This window comes from Microbacterium sp. (genome assembly GCF_036566905.1).
Lineage (GTDB): Bacteria > Actinomycetota > Actinomycetes > Actinomycetales > Microbacteriaceae > Microbacterium.
The window spans coordinates 1-19,886 of sequence record NZ_DATCVK010000220.1 but is presented as its reverse complement, the minus strand read 5'-3'; the positions used below and the strand labels follow the sequence as shown (position 1 = coordinate 19,886).

Below are 19,886 nucleotides of genomic sequence, written 5' to 3'. Positions count from 1 at the left end.
GCACAGCCAGCACGTTCCGGCCCGCTGCAACAGGCGCTCCGTCTCGGCTCGCCGGGGGAGTGCGAACCGCGCGGTGCGTCGCTTCGCCGCGCACCGCGTGGGGGCGCAAGCTGGGGGTGTGGAGATCGTCGACGCGGCAGAGGCATATCTGCGCCATCTGGCGGAGGTTCGTCGGCTGTCGCCGGCGACGGTCCGTGCGTACCGCTCCGACCTCGCCGGGCTCGCCGTCGCGTGCGGCGACGTCGATCTCGCCGTCATCGACCTCGAGAACCTCCGTGACTGGCTGTGGCAGGCCGTGCAGCGGGGCGACAGCCGCGCCACCATCGCCCGGCGGACCGCTGCCGTACGGGGCTTCTTCGCCTGGGCGACCGAGACCGGCGCCGTGGCGTCCGACCCCAGCCTGCGACTGGTCGCCCCCAAGCGCGGTCGCACGCTGCCGAAAGTCGCGACCGCCGATGCGCTGACAGGCGTCCTGGAGCGGCTCGAATCCGCAGCCGCGGAAGGCGACCCGCTGGCGCTGCGCGACCACGCGATGCTCGAGCTTCTCTACGGAGCGGCGGTGCGCGTCTCCGAGCTGTGCGGACTGGACGTCGGCGACCTCGACCGCGAACGGCGAACCGCCCGGGTGCTGGGCAAGGGCTCCAAGGAGCGTGTCGTCCCCTTCGGGCTGCCTGCGCTGCGGGCAGTCGATGCGTACCTCGTGCGCGGCCGGCCTGCGCTCGTGGCGCGTCGAGTCGACGAGCCTGCGGCATCCCCCCTGTTCCTCGGTGCGCGAGGCGGCCGTATCGGACCTCGTGCGGTCTACGACCTGGTCTCTCGCGAGCTCGGGCCCGAACTCGGCGGGCAGGTCGGCCCGCACGCGCTGCGCCACTCGGCGGCGACGCATCTGCTCGACGGGGGCGCGGACCTCCGTGCCGTGCAGGAGATGCTCGGCCACGCGAGTCTGGGAACCACGCAGATCTACACCCACGTCTCGAGCGAGCGGCTGGCCGCCTCCTACCGCCTCGCACATCCGCGCGCCTGAACAAGCCCTCAGCAGCAGGGCAGCAGCACCGCTCGCGGCACGTCGCCGAGCAGCACGAGCGGGTTGATGTACTGACCGTCGAGGCGCACGCGGAAGTGCAGCGCGCCGGGCGCCGTGTGGCCACCGACGGAGACGTGCCCGACGGCGGCACCGGCGATCACCGGCGTGCCGGCGACCAGGGTGGACTCCACCGGCTCGAGGGTGGACACGAGGCCATCCCCGTGGTCGATCGTCAGGATGCCGCGCCCGGCCACCTGGCCGGAGAAGGCGACCGCGCCCGCAGCCGGGGCGTAGACGCCGTCGTCGCCGAGCACCGCGAGATCGACGCCACGGTGGCCGGGGCCGTACTCGTGCGGCGGCGCGACGAAGGGCCGCTCGAGGCGGAACGCATGCAGGGGCCACAGCCAGTCGCGCGCGAGAGAGACCGACCCGCCGTCCGCGGAGCGCCCGCCCGGACCGTCGCGGTCATCCGGCGTCGCCGCCGACACGGTCGCGGGCGCTGCGGCGATCCACACGACGAGCGCGAGGGCCGCTGCTGCACGAAAGCGCCGGAAAGAAGCGGGTGCGATGGCGGGCATCACCCGACCATCCCGCATGCCGTTCGGGCGCGATGATCCGCGCAGCGGACCCGTGGAGAACGGTCGCCCGGCACCGATGGGGGAGGAGGGTCGGCCCGGTCGCCTGCTGGTACACTGGACGCGCACTCAGCATGTCGGAGTGACTCCGCGTGCCCACAGCGCCACACACCCCGAGTCTGACGAAGGGTGACGGCGCGGCATCCACTCCCAACGGTCCCTGCGAACGCTCATGAGCGGGCGCGGGGTGGGAATGTGCCGGGCACCAGGCTCGCCGGCTCCACGCCGGCGCGAGAACAACCGCAACAGGCGCACACGCGCCGGAACAGGAGAACGGCCATGGCCGTCGTCACCATTCGCCAGCTGCTCGACAGCGGCGTGCACTTCGGACACCAGACCCGCCGGTGGAACCCGAAGGTCAAGCGCTTCATCCTCACGGAGCGCAGCGGCATCCACATCATCGACCTGCAGCAGTCGCTGACGTACATCGACAAGGCGTACGAGTTCGTCAAGGAGACGGTTGCCCACGGCGGCACCATTCTCTTCGTCGGCACCAAGAAGCAGGCGCAGGAAGTCATCGCCGAGCAGGCGACGCGCGTGGGCCAGCCCTACGTGAACCAGCGCTGGCTGGGCGGTCTGCTCACCAACTTCTCGACCGTGTCGAAGCGTCTTGCCCGCATGAAGGAACTCGAGGAGCTCGACTTCGAGGACCCGGCAGCGAGCGGCTTCACGAAGAAGGAGCTCCTCCTCAAGAAGCGTGAGCTGGACAAGCTGCACAAGTCGCTCGGCGGCATCCGCAACCTCCAGAAGACCCCCTCGGCCATCTGGGTCGTCGACGCCAAGCGCGAGCACCTCGCCATCGACGAGGCGTCCAAGCTCGGCATCCCCGTGATCGGCATCCTCGACACGAACGCCGACCCCGACGAGTTCCAGTACCCGATCCCCGGCAACGACGACGCGATCCGCTCGGTGGGCCTGCTCACCCGCATCATCGCCGACGCCGCCGCAGAGGGCCTGATCCAGCGCCACCAGCCCACCGACGAGACCGCTGACGCGGAGCCCCTCGCCGACTGGGAGCGCGAGCTGCTCGAGCAGGGCGCGCCCGTCGAGACGGACGTCGCCGAGGTCGAGACCATCGCGACCGAGTCCGCCGCCGATGAGGCCGGCGCCGAGGCCGCTGAGGTCGCCGAGACCGCTGAGGTCGTCGAGACCGCTGAGGCCGCTGACGCTGCCGAGGTCGCCGAGGCGACCCCCGCCGAGTAAGCCTCACTCACACTCCGCCTCGGCGGGATCGTCCTGGCCCCACGGCCGGACGGTCCCGCCGAGGCATCCACGAGAACTCACGAGAATCAAGGAGCCGCCACCCATGGCAAACTTCACGATCGCCGACATCAAGGCCCTGCGCGAGCAGCTCGGCACCGGCATGGTCGACACCAAGAAGGCGCTCGAGGAGGCCGACGGCGACCTCGAGAAGGCCGTCGAGATCCTGCGTCTGAAGGGCGCGAAGGGCAACGCCAAGCGTGCCGACCGCTCCACGAGCGAGGGACTTGTCGCGGCCAAGGAGGTCGACGGTCAGGTCACGATCATCGAGCTCAACACCGAGACCGACTTCGTCGCGAAGAACGAGCGTTTCATCGCCCTCGCCGACAAGGTGCTCGACGCGGCCGCAGCCGCTCACGCCGACTCGGCCGAGGCTGCACTGGCCGCGCCCGCCGGCGCTCAGACCGTCGCCGAGCTCATCTCGGACGAGGCCGCGATCATCGGCGAGAAGGTCGAGCTGCGCCGCGTGAGCACGCTCTCGGGCGACAACTTCGAGATCTACCTCCACAAGACCAGCAAGGACCTGCCGCCGCAGGTCGGCGTCGTGCTCGCCTACTCGGGCGACGACGCCGAGACGGCGCGCAGCATCGCGCAGCACATCTCGTTCGCCAACCCGTCGTACCTGTCGCGCGACGAGGTCCCCGAGGCGGATGTCGACAAGGAGCGCGAGATCGTCACCGAGATCTCCCGCAACGAGGGCAAGCCCGAGGCTGCCCTTCCGAAGATCGTCGAGGGTCGCGTGAACGCGTTCTTCAAGCAGGTGTCGCTTCTCGACCAGGACTACGCGAAGGACAACAAGCAGTCCGTCGCGCAGGTCGCGAAGGACGCCGGTCTGACCCTGACGGGCTTCGCCCGCTACAAGGTCGGCGCCTGATCCATTGAGAAGGCCCGCATCGGCAATCCGATGCGGGCCTTTTCTCATGCCCTTCGGTAGTTTGTCGTAGACGAGAGGACCACAGTGATCAACGAGAACACCGGGCGCCGCCGCGTCCTTCTGAAGCTGTCCGGCGAGGCGTTCGGTGGGGGCCAGCTGGGTGTCAACCCCGACGTGGTCAGCCAGATGGCGCAGGAGATCGCTGCCGCGGTCGACCGTGTCGAGATCGCCGTCGTCGTCGGAGGCGGCAACTTCTTCCGCGGCGCCGAGCTCAGCCAGCGCGGCATGGACCGCGGCCGCGCCGACTACATGGGCATGCTGGGCACCGTGATGAACGCCCTGGCCCTCCAGGACTTCCTCGAGCAGGCGGGCGCCGCGACGCGCGTGCAGTCGGCCATCTCGATGACCCAGGTCGCCGAGCCCTACATCCCGCGCCGCGCAGAGCGGCACATGGAGAAGGGCCGGGTCGTGATCTTCGGCGCCGGCGCCGGTCTGCCGTACTTCTCCACCGACACCGTGGCCGCTCAGCGCGCCCTCGAGATCGACGCCCAGGAGGTCCTCGTCGCGAAGAACGGCGTGGACGGCGTCTACACGGCCGACCCGAAGAAAGATGCCTCGGCCACGCTGATCGATCGCATCACCTACCTCGACGCGCTGCAGCGAGGCCTCAAGGTCGTCGACTCGACCGCATTCAGCCTCTGCATGGACAACCGCATGGACATGCGAGTGTTCGGCATGGAGCCGGCGGGCAACGTGACGAAGGCGCTCCTCGGCGAGCCCATCGGCACGCTCGTCACGGCGTGACGACGCTGCCGCCGATACACTTGACCAGCCCCATCTACCTGAAGGAGACACTGTGATCGCGGACGTCTTGGCCGATGCCGGAGTGCGCATGGACCGCGCTGTCGAGGCTGCGAAGGAGGACTTCGCGACGGTGCGCACCGGACGCGCGAACCCGCAGCTGTTCCAGAAGGTCCTCGTCGACTACTACGGCAGCCCGACGCCGCTCGCACAGCTCGCGTCGATCAACAACCCCGAGGCGCGCACGCTCCTCGTCACGCCGTACGACAAGTCGGCGCTGAAGGCGATCGAGCAGGCGATCCGCGACATCCCGAACCTCGGGGTGAACCCGACGAACGACGGCAACCTCCTGCGCATCACGATGCCGGAGCTCACCGAGGAGCGTCGCAAGGAGTACGTCAAGCTCGTGCGCGGCAAGGGCGAGGACGCCAAGGTGCATGTGCGCGGCATCCGTCGCAAGGCCAAGGACGACATCGACGCGCTGAAGGGCGAGGTCGGCGAGGACGAGCTCTCCCGCGCCGAGAAGGAGCTCGACGCGCTGACGCGCGCCCACGTCGACGGGATCGACGACGCGCTCAAGCGCAAAGAGGCCGAGCTCCTCGAAGTCTGAGGTCTGCCCATGACCGACGCATCGGACCCGCCGCGCGGCGAAGAGGCCGCTTCTCCGCAGACGCGGCGCGAAGCGGGCGACGCACGGCGTGCCGCGGAGGCCCACGACACCCCGCCGGCGCTGCAGGCCCATCTTCGCGCCGCGCGCAGTGAGCTGGAGAGCCAGGTCGCTCAGGCGAAGGCGGACTTCGAGGAGGCGAACGAGCGCATCAAGGAGCGCACGGGACGCGACCTCATCGTCGCAACCCTGATCGGGCTGGCCATCGGGGTCGCCCTGCTCGGCTCGCTGATCTTCGTGAAGTGGGCGTTCGTGCCGTTCGCCCTGGCGGCGGCGCTGCTCGCGATGTTCGAGTTCTCCCGCGCGCTGATCGCGAGCGGACGCCGCGTCGATCTGGTCCCGCAGCTCGTCGCGGGTGCCGTCGTCATGCTGTCGGCCTACTTCGCGGACGCGTGGCTGCAGTGGGTGCTGCTCTTCGTCGTCCTGGCGTTCCTGGTTGTGTGGCGGCTCGTCGCGCAGATGGCCTCCCACGACGGCCGCGTCTACTCCGCCGTGCTCGGGGATGTGCTGATCGCCGCATTCCTGCAGCTGTACGTGGCGTTCCTCACGAGTCTCTGCCTCGTGCTGCTGAGCAAGGACCGCGGCGAGTGGTGGGTGCTGTCGTTCATCATCGTGGCGGTCGCCGTCGACACCGGTGCGTACATCGCGGGCATCACCCTGGGCAAGCACCCGATGGCTCCCCGCATCAGCCCCAAGAAGACGTGGGAGGGCTTCGCCGGCGCCGCGGCGGCGGCCACCATCGCCGGCGTGCTGGTCGGCATGTTCATGCTCGGCCTCGAGTGGTGGATGGGCGCGGTGTTCGGCATCCTGATCCTTGCGACGGCCACGGTCGGCGACCTGGGAGAATCGATGATCAAGCGCGATCTCGGCATCAAGGACATGAGCTCCTGGCTGCCCGGTCACGGCGGCGTCCTCGATCGACTCGATTCGATCCTGCTGTCGGTCGTTGCGGCGCTTTCCCTCTACTACCTCTTCACTCCGCTGGTGGCATCATGACGGCATCCGAGACGACCTCCCGGACATCCTTCCCCGAGGCGCGAGGGCGCGAGAAGGGCTACGACAAGCAGCCGGTCGACGAGTTCCTCGCCCGCGCCCGCGCGTCGTTCGAGCAGGGCAGCGAGTCCCTCACGTCGGCCGACGTCCGCCAGGTGGCCTTCCCGCTGGTGCGGCACGGCTACGCGATCGCGTCGGTCGATGCGGCGCTCGGTCGCATCGAAGACGCGTTCGCGGCGCGCGAGCGCGCGTCCGCGATGGCGGCCGCAGGAGCCCGGGCGTGGGTCGGCCACACCCGAGAGCTCGCGCAGGAGGTGCTGGACCGCCTGTCGCGCCCGACCGGGCGCCGTTTCGACCGGGTGTCCCGGCTGCGCTACGGCTATCGGGTCGCCGAGGTCGACCTCGTCACCGACAAGCTCGCGCGCTTTCTCGAGACCGGCGATTCCGTGACCGTCGAGCAGGTGCGCGCGGTCGCGTTCCGCATGCAGCGCGGCGGCTATCGCGAGACGCAGGTGGATGCCGTGCTCGACGCGGTCGTCGAGGTGATGCTCGCGGTGAAGTGACACGCGCCGGCGTCGCGGATGGCACGCCGTCGTACCGGTATGCGAGAATCGGGGCACTGTGACTTCTGGAAACGAGCTGAACCCGACCAGGCGCGCCCGTCGTCACGAGGTGTCGACCCGGGCCGCGGGACGCGTCGCCTCGACTCCGCCCGTCGCTCCGGCGTCGACCGTACGCGCGGCCGGTTCCCCCGCCCGGTGGTCACGTCGCCGCGGTGTGCTGGGAGGCTTCGCCGCATTCGCGGTGCTCGGGTTCGTGGTCGCCTACATCGGTCCGACCGGCTTCGCGCTCGCGCAGGCCACGGCCGAAGAGGAGCCGCAGGTGTCGCTGTACGCCAGCTCGCTGGACGACGTCCAGTCCCTGAGCGGCGACGGAAGCGTCGAGGCGGCGGAGCCCGCCGCGCTCGACCGCGGCGGGTACTCCGTGTACGTGAAGCCCAAGCCCACGCCGACGGTGGCGCCGACGGCGGCATCGAAATCGTCGTCGGGCGGTTGGCGGCCTCCGTTCGTCACGCCCGACCCCGGCACCGCGCAGGCCATCGCCTACGACATGGTGCTCGCTCGCGGCTGGGGCGACGACCAGTTCGCCTGCCTGGTCGCCCTGTGGAACAAGGAATCCGGCTGGCGGGTAAACGCCTACAACGCCGGCAGCGGCGCCTACGGCATCCCTCAGGCGCTGCCCGGCAGCAAGATGGCGACGGCCGGCGCCGACTGGGAGACCAACCCGGCGACCCAGATCACCTGGGGCCTGGGCTACATCGGCGGGCGCTACGGGACTCCGTGCGGCGCCTGGGATCACTCGCAGCGCACAGGCTGGTATTGAGCCGTGCCCCGATCGAACCGCCGCCGTCCTGATTCGAGCGGCGACGAGTCCTTCGAGCGACTCCTCGCCGGCTGGAAGCGCAGCGAGATGCGGCGCGGCGTGGAGTGGATCGTGCAGCCGGTCTCGGCCGCTCAGGCGCAGAAGCCGTATACGTGCCCGGGCTGCGGTCGTCAGGTCGATGTCGGCGTCGCACACCTGGTGGTCTGGCGCGCCGACGGGGTGCTGGGCGATGCCGCTGATCTCGCAGCCCGCCGGCATTGGCATCAGCACTGCTGGAAGGTGGCGTGACATGGAGATCCGCGGACCGATGCTGCTGCCCGCGCGGCGCGAGGACATCGAGCTCGAGACGCTCGACGGGCTGACGCTCGTCGGCGAGCTCGCGCTGCCCGAGGACCGCGAGCCCGTCGCGACCCTTGTGACGCTGCATCCCCTGCCGACGGCCGGCGGATTCATGGACTCGCACATCATCCGCAAGGCGGCCGGACGCCTTCCTGCGCTGGCGGATCTGGCGGTGCTGCGATTCAACACGCGGGGCACCACCTCGCCCCGGGGCACGAGCCAAGGTGCCTTCGACGGCGGCCGGGCGGAGGCCTTCGATGTCGCCGCGGCGATGGACTTCGTCCACAGCCGAGGCCTGCCGCGGCCGTGGCTGGTCGGATGGTCGTTCGGCACCGAGCTCGCCCTCAAGTACGGCCGCGATCACGCGGTCGAGGGCGCGCTCCTGCTGTCGCCGCCGCTGCACCGCGCGACCGCGGAAGAGGTCGCGGGGTGGGCGGGCGATGACAGGCGCCTGATCGTGCTGGTTCCCGAGTTCGACGACTATCTCCGACCGGATGCCGCGGCCGAGCGTTTCGCGAGCGTCCCCGACGCGGTCCTGATCCCCGTCGAGGGCGGCAAGCACCTGTGGGTGGGGGAGAACCAGACTCGTCGCGTGCTGACCGAGATCGTGGCTGCCGTCAATCCGGACGCGTTGCCGCTGCCCCTGGAGTGGGACGGACCCGTCGTCGCCGACCTCTGATCCGGCAGCTGCCCCGCAGGGTGCGGCCGGTGCGAGACCAGCCCTAGCGCTCGTTCTGGCGCGGGATGACGACCTGGCGGTAGATGATCAGGATGCTGGCGGCCACGGGGATGGCGACCAGGGCGCCCAGCAGCCCGAGCAGCGATCCGCCCGCGAGGGCGGCGATCACGACGACCGCCCCGGGGACCGAGACGGCTCGACCCATGATGCGCGGCGAGATCACGTACGCCTCGATCTGCATGTAGATCAGGTAGTAGATGGCCGCGATGAGCGCGGTCGTGGGGGAGCCCACCACCAGACATGTCAGGACGATGATGATGGATCCGGTCAGGGTGCCGACCAGCGGGATCAGCGAGAAGAAGAACGCGATGACCGCGAGCACCGCGGGGAACGGCGCTTTGATGATCGACAGGAAGATCGCGCTCAGCACGCCGTTGATGAGACCCAGCGTCACCTGGCCGATGACGTAGTAGCCGACGGAGTCGGTGATCTGCTCACCGAGGTCCATGAACCGCGCCCGCTTCGAGGCGGGGACCAGCTGGTAGACCGAGCGCTTCAAGCTCGGAGTGGACGCCGTGAAGTAGATGGTGAGGATCAGCACGATGAATGCCCCGGCGAAGCCCGCGATGAGGGCACCGACGATCGTGATGATGCTGCCGCCGACCTCGCTGCCGATCGCGCCCACGTCGAGGGACGCGTACCAGTCCTCGATGTAGGTCCACACCTCGTCGACATCCAGTGCGGGAAACACTCCGTGCAGCCAGTTCTGGATCGCGCCGACCGGGTCGTCGAACATGCCCTCGCCGGCGAGCTTCTCGATGGTCGTCACGAGCTGACCGATCTGCTGCACGATGATCGGCACGATCATGAGAATGATGCCGGCGAACACCGCCAGCACACCGAGGATCGTGATGAGCACCGCGGCCCAACGCGGCAGCTTGCGGCGCTCGAGCCACGCCACGATCGGGTCGAGGCCCAGCGAGAGGAACAGTGCGGTGCCGACGTAGAGCAGGATCGTCTGGAGGTTCTGGATGCTGCCGATCAGCAGCAGACCCAAGCCGACACCGAGCGTCGCGAGCAGCGCGGTGCGGAACGGGCTGTGCAGCTTCATCGAGGTCCCCCTGCCGATCGACTTCCCGTCGATGCGTTGTGTCCGCCCAGGATACGCATGCGGAGCGCTCAGCCCGTGGAATGGTCCCTCCCACGCGCCTCCCAGGTCATTCCCGCTAGTCTGAAACGTCGAATCGAAGGGCTGCGCTGCGTCTGCGCGCCCGGGAAAGGTGTTCTTCGTGCGTTTCGTATGGGCCGTGGCGGCCTTCGTGCTCGCCACCGTGATGATCGGGGCGGGCATCGCCCAGCGGACGATCTTCCAGGGTCCCAGGACCGAGAGCACGGCGATCTCGGTCGAGGAGGAGACTCCCTACCTCCTCATCGACGGCGCCGTGCTCAACCAGATGCCGGGTACCCAGACACTTCGCGCCCAGACCGAGGGCGACATCTTCGCCTCGTACGGGCGGACGGCCGACATGGAGGCGTGGCTGTCCGACACCACGTACACCCACGTCACCGTGGCCGGCGACGGCGAGATCGAGACAGAGGTCGTCGAGCCCGAGATCGACGCGATCGCCGACCCCGCCACGGACGCGCCGGCGGACGGCTCCACGACAGACGACGCTCCGGCTGACGCGTCGACGGATGCCGCGACCGACGCCGCGGGCCGCAGCCCGGTCGGTTCAGACCTGTGGCTCGACGAGTATCAGCAGAAGGACCTCCTCATCGCGCCCCTCCAGCTGCCCGAGGAGATGAGCGTGCTCGTCGCCGCCGACGGCACCGCACCCGCACCGAGCAAGGTCACCGTGACCTGGCCCCTGCAGACCTCGACGCCCTGGGCGGGTCCGCTCATCGTCGGCGGCGGCATCCTCATGGCCGCAGGCGTGTTCCTCTACATCCTGGGCATCCGCCACGCCCGTCGGAAGCGAGGCCCTCGTCGCAAGGGCCTGCCCCTGCCGGTGACCGAGCCGATCGACATCGCGATCGACGGCGACGACAAGGGCGTCATCAGCAGCTCGCCCCGCACGCGGCGCGCGGTCTCGAGCGGGCGCCGTGCCTTCGCGTTCCTGCCGGTCGTCGCGGTCTCGGCCCTGCTGTTCACGGGCTGCTCTGCCGATGCCTGGCCCCAGCTCGGCGCATCGCCGACCCCCTCGCCGACCGCGACGGTCATCGCTCCCGACGGCCAGCAGGCTCCGGCGGTGACGAAGGCGCAGGCCGAGCGGATCCTCACGCGCATCGCATCCACGGTGGCGGACGCCGACGCTGCGATGGACGGCGACCTCGCCGACACGCGGCTGGAGGGTGCGGCACTGGCCGCACGCGATACGAATTACAAGCTGCGCTCGACGCTCGGCGACTATCCCGCGCTCCCCGCGATCCTCGCGAAGCCGCTCGAGATCATCCTGCCGCAGGCCTACGACGCGTGGCCTCGATCGGTGATCGCCATCGCCGACGACGATGAGTCGAAGACCTCGAGCATCATGGTCTTGACCCAGCAGGATCAGTGGTCGGACTACAAGTTGTCGTATGTCGGCAGTCTGGAGGCGTCGACCGCCATTCCGGACCTTGCCCCCGCCTATATCGGCGCGCCGGCGGTCGAGCCCGACTCGCCGTTCCTCGTGCTGCCGCCCGATCAGGTGGCCGCCGCATACGCGGACGTCATCAGCCACGGCGAGGACAGCGCGTCCTACGACCTCTTCGAGCCCGACGGAGATCAGTTGCGTGTCAGCATCGCCGCAGACCGACAGCGACGGCTCGACGAGTTCAACCAGACGGCCAATTCCGGCGCAACCACAGGAAGCCTCGAGTTCAGCGCGGTCGCCGGCCCGCAGACGCCGTTCGCGCTGCAGACGGTCGAAAGCGGAGCGATCGTGGTCGTGAACATCAACGAGGTCGACACGGCCAAGCCCACGAATGCGGACGCGGTCATCAAGGTGGAGAACAACCGGACGGTCAAGACACTGGCCGGCGCCGACCAGTCCGCCACGGGATTCGAGACGACATTCAGCGATCAGGTGTTCTTCTACGTGCCGAATGCCGGCTCGAACGAGAAGATCCGCCTGCTCGGTTACTCATCCAACATTCTCGATGCGAAGATTCTGTAGTGACCGATCCCACTCTGGGCGCCTCGCTGCGTGGTGCCGTCGACCTGTCCACTCTCCGCAATCGGCCCGCGTCCACTGCGCCGACCGCACCCGGTGAGGAGGCTCTCGCGGGGAGCGCGGCCGTGGTCCCGTCCCTCGTGCTCGATGTCACCGATGAGACCTTCCCGCAGGTGCTGGAGCTGTCGCGCACCGTTCCCGTGGTCGTCGACCTCTGGGCCGAATGGTGCGGCCCGTGCAAGCAGCTGAGCCCCATCCTCGAGAAGGTCGTCCTCGAGCTCGGCGGCCGCCTCGTACTCGCGAAGGTCGACGTCGACGCCAATCCGCAGCTGTCGCAGGCGTTCCGCGCGCAGTCCATCCCGATGGTCGTCGCGCTCGTCGCGGGGCAGCCGGTGCAGATGTTCACCGGAGCAGTCCCCGAGCAGCAGGTGCGCGAGGTGTTCGCGCAGCTCCTCCAGCTCGCGGCGCAGAACGGTGTGACCGGCACGGTCGCCGTCGACGGCGAGGCGCCGCAGGAGGCGCCCGAGGAGCCTGCGCTCCCGCCGCTGCACGCCGAGGCGTTCGAGGCCATCGAGGAGGGCGACTACGCCCGGGCCGTCACGGCATACGAGAAGGCGCTCGCGGAGAACCCTCGCGACGCCGAGGCGCGTGCCGGGCTCGGACAGGTGCAGCTTCTGCTCCGTGTGCAGGGCGTCGACCTCCAGGCGGCACGTGCGGCCGCCGCATCCGCGCCGCAGGACATCCCCGCGCAGCTGACGGTCGCCGATCTCGACCTCGCGGGCGGCCACGTCGAGGACGCCTTCGGTCGCTTGCTCGATCTGTTCGCGCAGCTGCCGGCGGACGAGCGCACGCCCGTGCGCGAGCGCCTCCTGGAGCTCTTCGCGCTCGTGGGCGACGGCGACGCGCGCGTCCTCGCCGCACGCGGTCGCCTCGCCTCCCTGCTGTTCTGAGTCGCGCCGCGATCGACGGCGGGTCAGCCCCGCGTCGGTGACGGGATGTGTGCGCTCGTCTCATGGCGGAGCCACAGCACCCCGAGTGGCGGAAGCACGAGCGACGCGCGGCCGTCCGCTCCCGCGTGCACGACGCCCAGGTTCCCGACCCCCGATCCGCCGTACGCCTGTGCGTCGGTGTTGAGGATCTCGTGCCACACGCCGCTCTCGGGCAGGTCCAGCTCGTACGACGTGAGCGGCTGTCCCGAGAAGTTCGCCGCGACGACGATCGTGTTGCCGTGCCAGTCGCGCCGGGCGAAGGCGATCACGTTCGGGTTCCACTTCGGGGAGCCGAGCCGCGTGAACGCCGCGCCGTCGCTGTCACGCGCCCAGAGCGCGGACTGCTCGCGGTAGACGCGATTGAGGACGCCGACGAACTGCTGCAGCTGGGCGTGCGTGGGCTGATCGAGCAGCCACCAGTCGAGTGAGCGACCCTCCGACCACTCCGACAGCTGGCCGAACTCCTGGCCCATGAACAGCAGCTGCTTGCCCGGGTGCCCCCACATGTAGGCGAGGAACGCGCGCATGTTCGCGAGCTGCTGCCAGTGGTCGCCCGGCATCCGCGCGAACAGGCTGCCCTTGCCGTGCACGACCTCGTCGTGGCTGATCGGCAGCACATAGTTCTCGCTGAACGCGTACACGAACGAGAACGACAGCTCGCCCTCGTGATGCGCGCGATAGATCGGGTCGCGCTTGATGTACTGGAGCGAGTCGTTCATCCAGCCCATGTTCCACTTGAACCCGAATCCCAGGCCCGCCTGACTCGTCGGCGCCGTCACGCCGGGGAAGCTCGTCGACTCCTCGGCGATCATCGCGATGCCGGGGTACCGCTTGTACGCGGTCGCATTGACCTCCTGCAGGAAGTGGATCGCCTCGAGGTTCTCGCGGCCACCGTGGACGTTCGGCGCCCATTCGCCCTCGTTGCGCGAGTAGTCGAGGTACAGCATGGACGCGACCGCGTCCACCCGCAGGCCGTCGACGTGGAACTCCTCGAACCAGTACAGCGCGTTGGCCACGAGGAAGTTGCGCACCTCGCTGCGGCCGTAGTCGAAGATGTACGTGCCCCATTCGCGGTGCTCGCCGCGTCGAGGATCGGCGTGCTCGTACAGCGGCTCGCCGTCGAAGCGGGCCAGTGCGAAGGCATCCTTCGGGAAGTGGCCGGGAACCCAGTCCATGATCACGCCGATGCCGGCCTGGTGGAGCCTGTCGATGAGGTAACGCAGGTCGTCGGGGTGCCCGAACCGGCTGGTGGGTGCGTAATAGCCGGTGACCTGATAGCCCCACGAGCCGCCGAACGGGTGCTCGGCGAGCGGGAGGAACTCGATGTGCGTGAATCCCTGGCCGGTGACGTAGTCGATCAGCTGATCCGCGGCGTCGCGGTACGTCAGTCCCTGACGCCATGAGCCGAAGTGCAGCTCGTACACCGACATGGGTCGCGAGACGGGCGTCGAGCGGGCGCGCTCGGCGAGCCAGGCGCCGTCGCCCCAGGAGTACGACGAGCCGACGACGACGGATGCCGTTGCCGGCGGCACCTCGGCGAACCGGGCCATGGGGTCCGCCTTCAGTGCCCACTCGCCGCCACGACCGCGCAGCTCGAACTTGTAGGTGGTGCCCTGGCCGATGCCCGGGACGAAGATCTCCCACACGCCGCTCGCGCCCATCGAGCGCATGGCGTGGCCCTGGCCGTCCCAGCCATTGAAGTCGCCGACCACCCTCACGGCCCGCGCGTTGGGCGCCCACACCGTGAAGGCGGTGCCCATCGTGCCGTCGTGCTCGCGCTCGTGCGCGCCGAGCGCACGCCACAGCTCCTCGTGGCGTCCTTCGGCGATCAGGTGCAGGTCGAGCTCGCCGATCGTCGGCGTGTGGCGGTATGGGTCGTCCGCGACGTAGTCGGGTCCGTGCGCGTAGGTGGTGAGCAGCTCGTAGCGGGTGAGGGCGCCGGCGCGCGTGCCCTCCCAGATCCCCGCGCGCACGTGCTCGAGCGGAACGCGCGTGCCGTCGGCGAACACCGCCGTGACGCTGCGGGCGAGCGGTCGGCGCGCGCGGATGATCCACGTCGCAGTGCCCTCGGCATCCGTGTCGGGATGGATGCCGAGCACGGCGTGGGGGTCGTGGTACGTGCCCGTCGAGACGGCATCGAGGATCTGGTCGGTGAGCGTCATCGCGGCCCCTTGACGTGGAGGATGTGGACCGGCTCTGTGAACGCGTCGAGCATCACGTAGTTGTGATCCGACCACGTCCACCGACCGCCGGTGACGAGGTCCTCGACCTCGTACGGCGAACCGGGCTCGACGCCCCAGATGCGGGTGTCGAGGTGGACCATCGTCTGGCGCACCGAGTGGGGGTCGGTATTGACCACGACGATGACGGTGTCACTGCGACCGTCGGGGGAGAGCGCCGCGTCCAGATGCTTGGCGTACACGAGGATCGCGTCGTCGTCGCTCCAGTGGATGCTGAGGTTGCGCAGCTGCCGGAGGGCGGGGTGCGCGCGCCGGATCTCGTTGAGCCGGGCCAGGAACGGCGCCAGCGAATCGCCGCGCACGGCGGCTCCCGCCCAATCGCGGAACTTGTACTCGTACTTCTCGTTGTCGATGTTCTCTTCCGAGCCCGGACGCGCCACGTTCTCGTAAAGCTCGTAGCCGGCGTACACGCCGTAGGTCGGCGCCGCGGTGGCCGCGATGGCGGCCCGGATGCGGTAGGCGGCGCGCCCGCCGAACTGCAGGTACTCGGTGAGGATGTCGGGCGTGTTGACGAAGAGGTTCGGCCGCAGGAAGTCGTCGGTCTGGTGCGCCAAGGCCGAGAGGAACTCCTCCAGCTCGGCCTTGGTGTTGCGCCAGGCGAAGTACGTGTAGCTCTGCTGGAAGCCCGCGGACGCGAGGCTCTGCAGCGGCGCGGGGCGTGTGAAGGCCTCGGCGAGGAACACCACGTCGGGGTCTTCCGCGGTGACGGTCGCGATGAGCCACTCCCAGAACTGCAGGGGCTTCGTGTGCGGGTTGTCGACGCGGAAGATGCGCACGCCCTGCGCGATCCAGTGGCGGACGATGCGGAGGACCTCGGCACGGATGCCGGCCGGGTCGTTGTCGAAGTTGACCGGGTAGATGTCCTGGTACTTCTTGGGCGGATTCTCGGCGTACGCGATGGAGCCGTCGGGGAGCGTCGTGAACCACTCCGGGTGAGCTGCGACCCAGGGATGGTCGGGAGCGGCCTGCAGCGCGAGGTCCAGGGCGACCTCGATGCCGGAGGCACGGGCATTGCGCACGAAAGCCCGGAAGTCCGCGAGCGTGCCGAGATCGGGATGGACCGTGTCGTGCCCGCCGTCGGCCGACCCGATCGCCCAGGGCGAGCCGGGATCGCCCGGACCTGCGTCGAGGGTGTTGTTGGGTCCCTTGCGGTTGACGGTGCCGATCGGGTGGATCGGCGGGAGATAGAGCACGTCGAAGCCCATCTCGGCCACGGCCGGAAGGCGTTTCGTCGCAGTGCGGAAGGTGCCGCTCTTGACCGTGCCGTCCTTGAGTCGTCGGGCGCCCTCGGAGCGCGGGAAGAACTCGTACCACGCGCCGACTCCGGCGCGCTCGCGCTCGACGAGCAGCTCGAGGTCGTCGCCGATCGTGACGAGCGACATGAGAGGCCGCTGTCGGAAGAAGCCGGCGATCACCGGGTCTTCGACGATGGTCAGCGCGGCCGTGTCATCGAGCGTCGCGTCGCGGAGCGATGCCGCCGCCGCGGCGAGAGCGCGGCGCTCGGCGACCGGGCGTCCCTTTTCGGCGCCGGCGCGATCGAACAGGAGCGCACCGAGTTCGCGCATGAGCGCGGCATCCACTCCGGCGGCGATCTTCAGCGAAGCGGCGTGCTCCCACGTGGCGAAATCGTCGCCGAAGGACTCGAACCGGAAGCGCCAGACGCCCTGCTCGAGCAGCACCACCTCGGTCTGCCAGCGGTCGAAGCCGTCCTCGAGCGATGCGAGGCGGTGCAGCGACTCGTCGCCGGACGGCGAGAAGAGTCGCACCTGGACGCCGATGCGGTCGTGTCCCTCGCGGAACGCCGTCACGCGGAACGGCACCGCTTCGCCGTCGTACGCCTTCGGCCGGTAGTCGCCCCAGGGGACGGCGGGCGACGGCTGGGCGAGCGGAACGCGCCGTGCGGCGGTGTCTCGTTCAGCCTGCCAGGCATGGATGTCGCGGACAGGGAGGGCCGAGGCGCTCCGCCACGGGCGGGAGCGCGCGGAGCGCGTCGTCGTGACCACGTGTCGAACCTATCGCGCGACCGACCGGGATGACAGCGACGTGACGGGGCGCGTCCGCCGGGTCACCGCTTCCGGTCTATTCGGCACGGAAGAGGCGCATCGATGTGCCGGGCAGCATGACCGTGTCGCCCGGTGCGAAGGTCGGCGTGCGCTCGGAGGGCGTCTCGTCGGCGCTCGACCACAGCGAGACATAGCCGGTCACGCCCTCCACGTCGGGAAGGGTGACCGTGGTCGGACGCTCGGTGCCGTGAACCATGAGGAGCACACGGTTGAACCCTTCGAACTCCGGCGTGGACGCCGCCACGTACTGGAGCGTGCGGTGCGCGGGGTCGGTCCACCGCTCGAGGGACATGGTCTCGCCGCGCTCGTCGTACCACTCCATGACGGATGCCGAGGGCGTCCGCTCGCCGAGGCGCGCGAAGCGGCTGGGGCGCAGGGCCGGGTTCTCCCGTCGCAGCCGCAGCAGGTGCCGCACGTGCGCGTACAGATCGCGCTGCCACGGAGCGTGCTCCCACGACAGCCAGGTGAGGACCGAGTCGTGGCAGTACGCGTTGTTGTTGCCGCGCTGCGTGCGTGCGAACTCGTCGCCGGCGGTCAGCATCGGCACGCCTGCCGACAGCAGCAGCGTGCCGAGGAGATTGCGCATGGCCCTGCGCCGCGTGGCGAGGATCCCCTGGTCGTCTGTCGGCCCTTCGGCGCCGTGGTTGAAGGAGCGGTTCGTGTCGGCGCCGTCGCGGTTGTGCTCCCCGTTGCCGAAGTTGTGCTTGACGTCGTACGAGACGAGATCGCGCAGCGTGAAACCGTCGTGCGCCGTGACGAAATTGACGCCGGCGAGCGGGCCGCGCTCGTCGGCGAACGTGTTCGCCGAACCGGCGAGCCGGTTGGCGAAGCCGCCGATGCCGACGGGTGAGGTGGACGCGCGGCGCGCGTAATCGACGTCGCTCAGCCAGAAGTTGCGGACGCGATCGCGGTAGCGGTCGTTCCACTCGCTCCAGCCGTCTCCGAAATTGCCGGTCTGCCAGCCCCCCATGCCCACGTCCCAGGGCTCTGCGATCTTCTTGACATCCGCCAGCGCGGGGTCGTCCACGATGGCGCGCAGCAGCGGGTGCTCCGGCGTGAACGCGTGTGCCTCGTTGCGGCCGAGCGTCGCGGCGAGATCGAACCGGAACCCGTCGACCTGCACGTCGTTCGCCCAGTACCGCAGCGAATCGAGCACCAGGCGGGCCGCGGCATCCGTCGACGTGTCCAGCGAATTGCCGCAGCCCGTGACGTCGATGTAGACCCCGTCGTCCTGCTGGCGGTAGTACGCGCGGTTGTCGATGCCGCGCAGGCTCGAGCGCGGGCCGCCGATGCCCTCTTCCGCCGTGTGGTTGTAGACGACGTCGAGGATCACCTCGAGACCCGCCTCGTGCAGCAGCCGGACCATGCCCTTGAACTCGCGCAGGACGGCCTCGGGTCCCTGGCGGCGAGCCTCCTCAGTCGCGTACGCACCGTGGGGCGCGAAGAACCCGAGAGAGTTGTAGCCCCAGTAGTTCGCGAGACCGTGCTGGAGCAGGCGCGGCTCGGTCGCGAACGCGTGGACCGGCAGGAGTTCGATGCTCGTCACGCCGAGGTCGAGGAAGTGCTGCACCATCGCCGGGTGCGCGAGCCCGGCGTACGTGCCGCGCAGGCTCCCCGGAACATCCGGATGCCGCTTCGACAGGCCCTTGAGGTGTCCCTCGTAGAGAACGGTGCGGTCCAGGGGGACAGCGGGCTTGGACACGCCGCCCCAGTCGAACGAGCCCTCGACGACGGCCGACCGCCAGCCGTCGTAGCCGGTGCGCTCGAGGCCGCGGGCGTAGGGGTCGAGCAGGAGCGTGCCGCGGTTGAAGGTGTTGCCGGCTCCCTGGGGACCGTCGACGCGGATGGCGTACCGGGTGCCCTGCCGCAGGAGCGGGGTGGAGATCTCCCACACTCCACCGCCGATGGGGGCGAGGGGCTCGGTCGCCGTGATCCAGTCGAGGTCGGTGTCGTCGAAGACGACGAGGTCGACGGCGTCCGCCGCGCCCGACCACACACGCAGTCGGCCGCCGTCGGAATGCAGCACGACGCCCAGCCCGTCGAGCTGCGAGCTGAGCAGACCCGCGGCTGGGGGCGAGAGGACGGACTCCGGGCTGATCATGCGGACTACCATAACCATGGTCCGAGTCGGACTTGTTACGAGACCCGGTCCCGCGGTCCACGGAACTGGGATGCACCGGCCGGGCAGGCGATCGTGAAGGAGGTCGAGCGGTCATGAACGACGTGCAGATCTATCTCGACCACGCCGCGACCGCACCGCTGCGCCCCGAGGCGCGCGACGCGTGGCTCGATGCCGCCGCCGCGGTCGGCAACGCTTCGTCGATCCATGGCGCCGGCCAGCACGCGCGGCGCGTGCTCGAAGAGGCGCGCGAGCGCCTGGCAGCGGTGATCGACGCCGACCCGATCGAGGTCGTCTTCACGTCCGGCGGCACCGAGGCCGTGAACCTGGCCGTCAAGGGCCTGTGGTGGGCGCGTCCGGCCGATGCGGACGCCGTCGTGCTGCCCGACGGCGAACATCACGCCACCCTCGACGCGGTCGAGTGGCTCGAAGCGCAGGGCGCGCGCGTACGGCACGTCGGCATCGACGCCACCGCCCGCATCGGCCTCACCGAGTTCTCCGCTGCGCTGCCGGGGGCCGCGGTCGCCACGGCCCTCGTCGCCAACAACGAGGCGGGGACGATCAACGACGCCGCCGCTCTCTCGGCCGCGGCCGCCGGGGCCGGCGTGCCGCTGCACCTCGATGCGGTCGCCGCGTTCGGACATGTGCCGGTGTCGTTCCGCGACTGG

At 69.7% G+C, this 19,886-nt stretch carries 18 protein-coding genes; 13 read left to right on the top strand and 5 right to left on the bottom strand.

The annotated features are described in order from the left end of the window. Positions 1 to 118 precede the first annotated feature (118 nt). On the top strand, positions 119 to 1,024 hold the full coding sequence (locus VIP82_RS19690; protein ID WP_331911744.1) for a tyrosine recombinase XerC: 906 nt from the start codon (positions 119 to 121) through the stop codon (positions 1,022 to 1,024). An 8-nt stretch (positions 1,025 to 1,032) separates the two neighbouring features. On the opposite strand, the gene VIP82_RS19685 is transcribed toward VIP82_RS19690, so the two are convergent. Next, positions 1,033 to 1,602 carry a murein hydrolase activator EnvC family protein gene (locus tag VIP82_RS19685; protein WP_331911742.1) on the bottom strand — a complete coding sequence of 190 codons (570 nt, stop codon included), beginning with the start codon at positions 1,600 to 1,602 and terminating at the stop codon, positions 1,033 to 1,035. Positions 1,603 to 1,938: 336 nt separating this feature from the next. Here VIP82_RS19685 and rpsB point away from each other — a divergent pair, with 336 nt between their 5' ends. From rpsB to VIP82_RS19640, 9 genes are all read left to right on the top strand, one after another. After that, positions 1,939 to 2,862, top strand: a complete 924-nt coding sequence (gene rpsB / locus VIP82_RS19680) for a 30S ribosomal protein S2 (protein ID WP_331911740.1) — start codon at positions 1,939 to 1,941, stop codon at positions 2,860 to 2,862. A 103-nt stretch (positions 2,863 to 2,965) separates the two neighbouring features. Continuing rightward, positions 2,966 to 3,793 carry a translation elongation factor Ts gene (gene tsf / locus VIP82_RS19675; RefSeq protein ID WP_331911738.1) on the top strand — a complete coding sequence of 276 codons (828 nt, stop codon included), beginning with the start codon at positions 2,966 to 2,968 and terminating at the stop codon, positions 3,791 to 3,793. An 84-nt stretch (positions 3,794 to 3,877) separates the two neighbouring features. Further along, positions 3,878 to 4,597 (top strand): UMP kinase, encoded by a 720-nt coding sequence (gene pyrH, locus VIP82_RS19670; protein ID WP_331911736.1) that lies wholly within the window; start codon positions 3,878 to 3,880, stop codon positions 4,595 to 4,597. Between the two features lie 52 nt (positions 4,598 to 4,649). Then, positions 4,650 to 5,204 carry a ribosome recycling factor gene (frr, locus tag VIP82_RS19665; protein WP_331911734.1) on the top strand — a complete coding sequence of 185 codons (555 nt, stop codon included), beginning with the start codon at positions 4,650 to 4,652 and terminating at the stop codon, positions 5,202 to 5,204. Between the two features lie 9 nt (positions 5,205 to 5,213). Continuing rightward, positions 5,214 to 6,257: a phosphatidate cytidylyltransferase gene (locus tag VIP82_RS19660; RefSeq protein ID WP_331911732.1), complete on the top strand. Its 1,044-nt coding sequence runs from the start codon at positions 5,214 to 5,216 to the stop codon at positions 6,255 to 6,257. Beyond that, complete coding sequence (locus tag VIP82_RS19655; RefSeq protein WP_331911730.1) at positions 6,254 to 6,817, top strand: DivIVA domain-containing protein; 564 nt, start codon at positions 6,254 to 6,256, stop codon at positions 6,815 to 6,817. Before VIP82_RS19660 ends, VIP82_RS19655 begins: the two co-directional genes overlap by 4 nt. A 58-nt stretch (positions 6,818 to 6,875) precedes the next feature. Next, complete coding sequence (locus VIP82_RS19650; RefSeq protein WP_331911728.1) at positions 6,876 to 7,637, top strand: aggregation-promoting factor C-terminal-like domain-containing protein; 762 nt, start codon at positions 6,876 to 6,878, stop codon at positions 7,635 to 7,637. 3 nt (positions 7,638 to 7,640) lie between these two features. Beyond that, on the top strand, positions 7,641 to 7,925 hold the full coding sequence (locus VIP82_RS19645) for an Rv1322 family protein (protein ID WP_331911726.1): 285 nt from the start codon (positions 7,641 to 7,643) through the stop codon (positions 7,923 to 7,925). A 1-nt stretch (position 7,926) separates the two neighbouring features. Continuing rightward, positions 7,927 to 8,655 carry an alpha/beta hydrolase gene (locus VIP82_RS19640; RefSeq protein ID WP_331911724.1) on the top strand — a complete coding sequence of 243 codons (729 nt, stop codon included), beginning with the start codon at positions 7,927 to 7,929 and terminating at the stop codon, positions 8,653 to 8,655. Positions 8,656 to 8,698: 43 nt separating this feature from the next. On the opposite strand, the gene VIP82_RS19635 is transcribed toward VIP82_RS19640, so the two are convergent. After that, the gene (locus VIP82_RS19635; protein ID WP_331911722.1) at positions 8,699 to 9,766 is read right to left on the bottom strand and encodes an AI-2E family transporter; all 1,068 of its coding nucleotides are present in this window, start codon (positions 9,764 to 9,766) and stop codon (positions 8,699 to 8,701) included. Positions 9,767 to 9,944: 178 nt separating this feature from the next. Here VIP82_RS19635 and VIP82_RS19630 point away from each other — a divergent pair, with 178 nt between their 5' ends. Beyond that, complete coding sequence (locus VIP82_RS19630) at positions 9,945 to 11,810, top strand: DUF8094 domain-containing protein (protein WP_331911720.1); 1,866 nt, start codon at positions 9,945 to 9,947, stop codon at positions 11,808 to 11,810. Beyond that, complete coding sequence (locus tag VIP82_RS19625) at positions 11,810 to 12,757, top strand: tetratricopeptide repeat protein (protein ID WP_331911718.1); 948 nt, start codon at positions 11,810 to 11,812, stop codon at positions 12,755 to 12,757. Before VIP82_RS19630 ends, VIP82_RS19625 begins: the two co-directional genes overlap by 1 nt. A gap of 23 nt (positions 12,758 to 12,780) precedes the next feature. Here VIP82_RS19625 and glgB read toward each other — a convergent pair whose 3' ends face one another. The 3 genes from glgB to glgX form a co-directional block, all read right to left on the bottom strand. Beyond that, the gene (gene glgB / locus VIP82_RS19620; protein ID WP_331911716.1) at positions 12,781 to 14,958 is read right to left on the bottom strand and encodes a 1,4-alpha-glucan branching protein GlgB; all 2,178 of its coding nucleotides are present in this window, start codon (positions 14,956 to 14,958) and stop codon (positions 12,781 to 12,783) included. Then, positions 14,955 to 16,970: a maltotransferase domain-containing protein gene (locus tag VIP82_RS19615; protein WP_414684709.1), complete on the bottom strand. Its 2,016-nt coding sequence runs from the start codon at positions 16,968 to 16,970 to the stop codon at positions 14,955 to 14,957. The genes glgB and VIP82_RS19615 overlap by 4 nt, the downstream gene beginning before the upstream one ends. A gap of 145 nt (positions 16,971 to 17,115) precedes the next feature. Beyond that, positions 17,116 to 19,200 carry a glycogen debranching protein GlgX gene (glgX, locus tag VIP82_RS19610; RefSeq protein ID WP_331911712.1) on the bottom strand — a complete coding sequence of 695 codons (2,085 nt, stop codon included), beginning with the start codon at positions 19,198 to 19,200 and terminating at the stop codon, positions 17,116 to 17,118. 113 nt (positions 19,201 to 19,313) lie between these two features. On the opposite strand from glgX, the gene VIP82_RS19605 reads away from it, so the two are divergent. Then, positions 19,314 to 19,886: aminotransferase class V-fold PLP-dependent enzyme (locus VIP82_RS19605; RefSeq protein ID WP_414684708.1), on the top strand; the 573-nt coding region annotated here is incomplete at its 3' end.

Excerpts from the sequence above, each read along its gene's own strand:
- VIP82_RS19685 (WP_331911742.1), bottom strand. The coding sequence starts at position 1,602 with ATGCCCGCCATCGCACCCGCTTCTTTCCGGCGCTTTCGTGCAGCAGCG.
- rpsB (WP_331911740.1), top strand. The coding sequence starts at position 1,939 with ATGGCCGTCGTCACCATTCGCCAGCTGCTCGACAGCGGCGTGCACTTC.
- tsf (WP_331911738.1), top strand. The coding sequence starts at position 2,966 with ATGGCAAACTTCACGATCGCCGACATCAAGGCCCTGCGCGAGCAGCTC.
- VIP82_RS19660 (WP_331911732.1), top strand. The coding sequence starts at position 5,214 with ATGACCGACGCATCGGACCCGCCGCGCGGCGAAGAGGCCGCTTCTCCG.
- VIP82_RS19655 (WP_331911730.1), top strand. The coding sequence starts at position 6,254 with ATGACGGCATCCGAGACGACCTCCCGGACATCCTTCCCCGAGGCGCGA.
- VIP82_RS19640 (WP_331911724.1), top strand. The coding sequence starts at position 7,927 with ATGGAGATCCGCGGACCGATGCTGCTGCCCGCGCGGCGCGAGGACATC.
- VIP82_RS19635 (WP_331911722.1), bottom strand. The coding sequence starts at position 9,766 with ATGAAGCTGCACAGCCCGTTCCGCACCGCGCTGCTCGCGACGCTCGGT.
- glgB (WP_331911716.1), bottom strand. The coding sequence starts at position 14,958 with ATGACGCTCACCGACCAGATCCTCGATGCCGTCTCGACGGGCACGTAC.
- glgX (WP_331911712.1), bottom strand. The coding sequence starts at position 19,200 with ATGATCAGCCCGGAGTCCGTCCTCTCGCCCCCAGCCGCGGGTCTGCTC.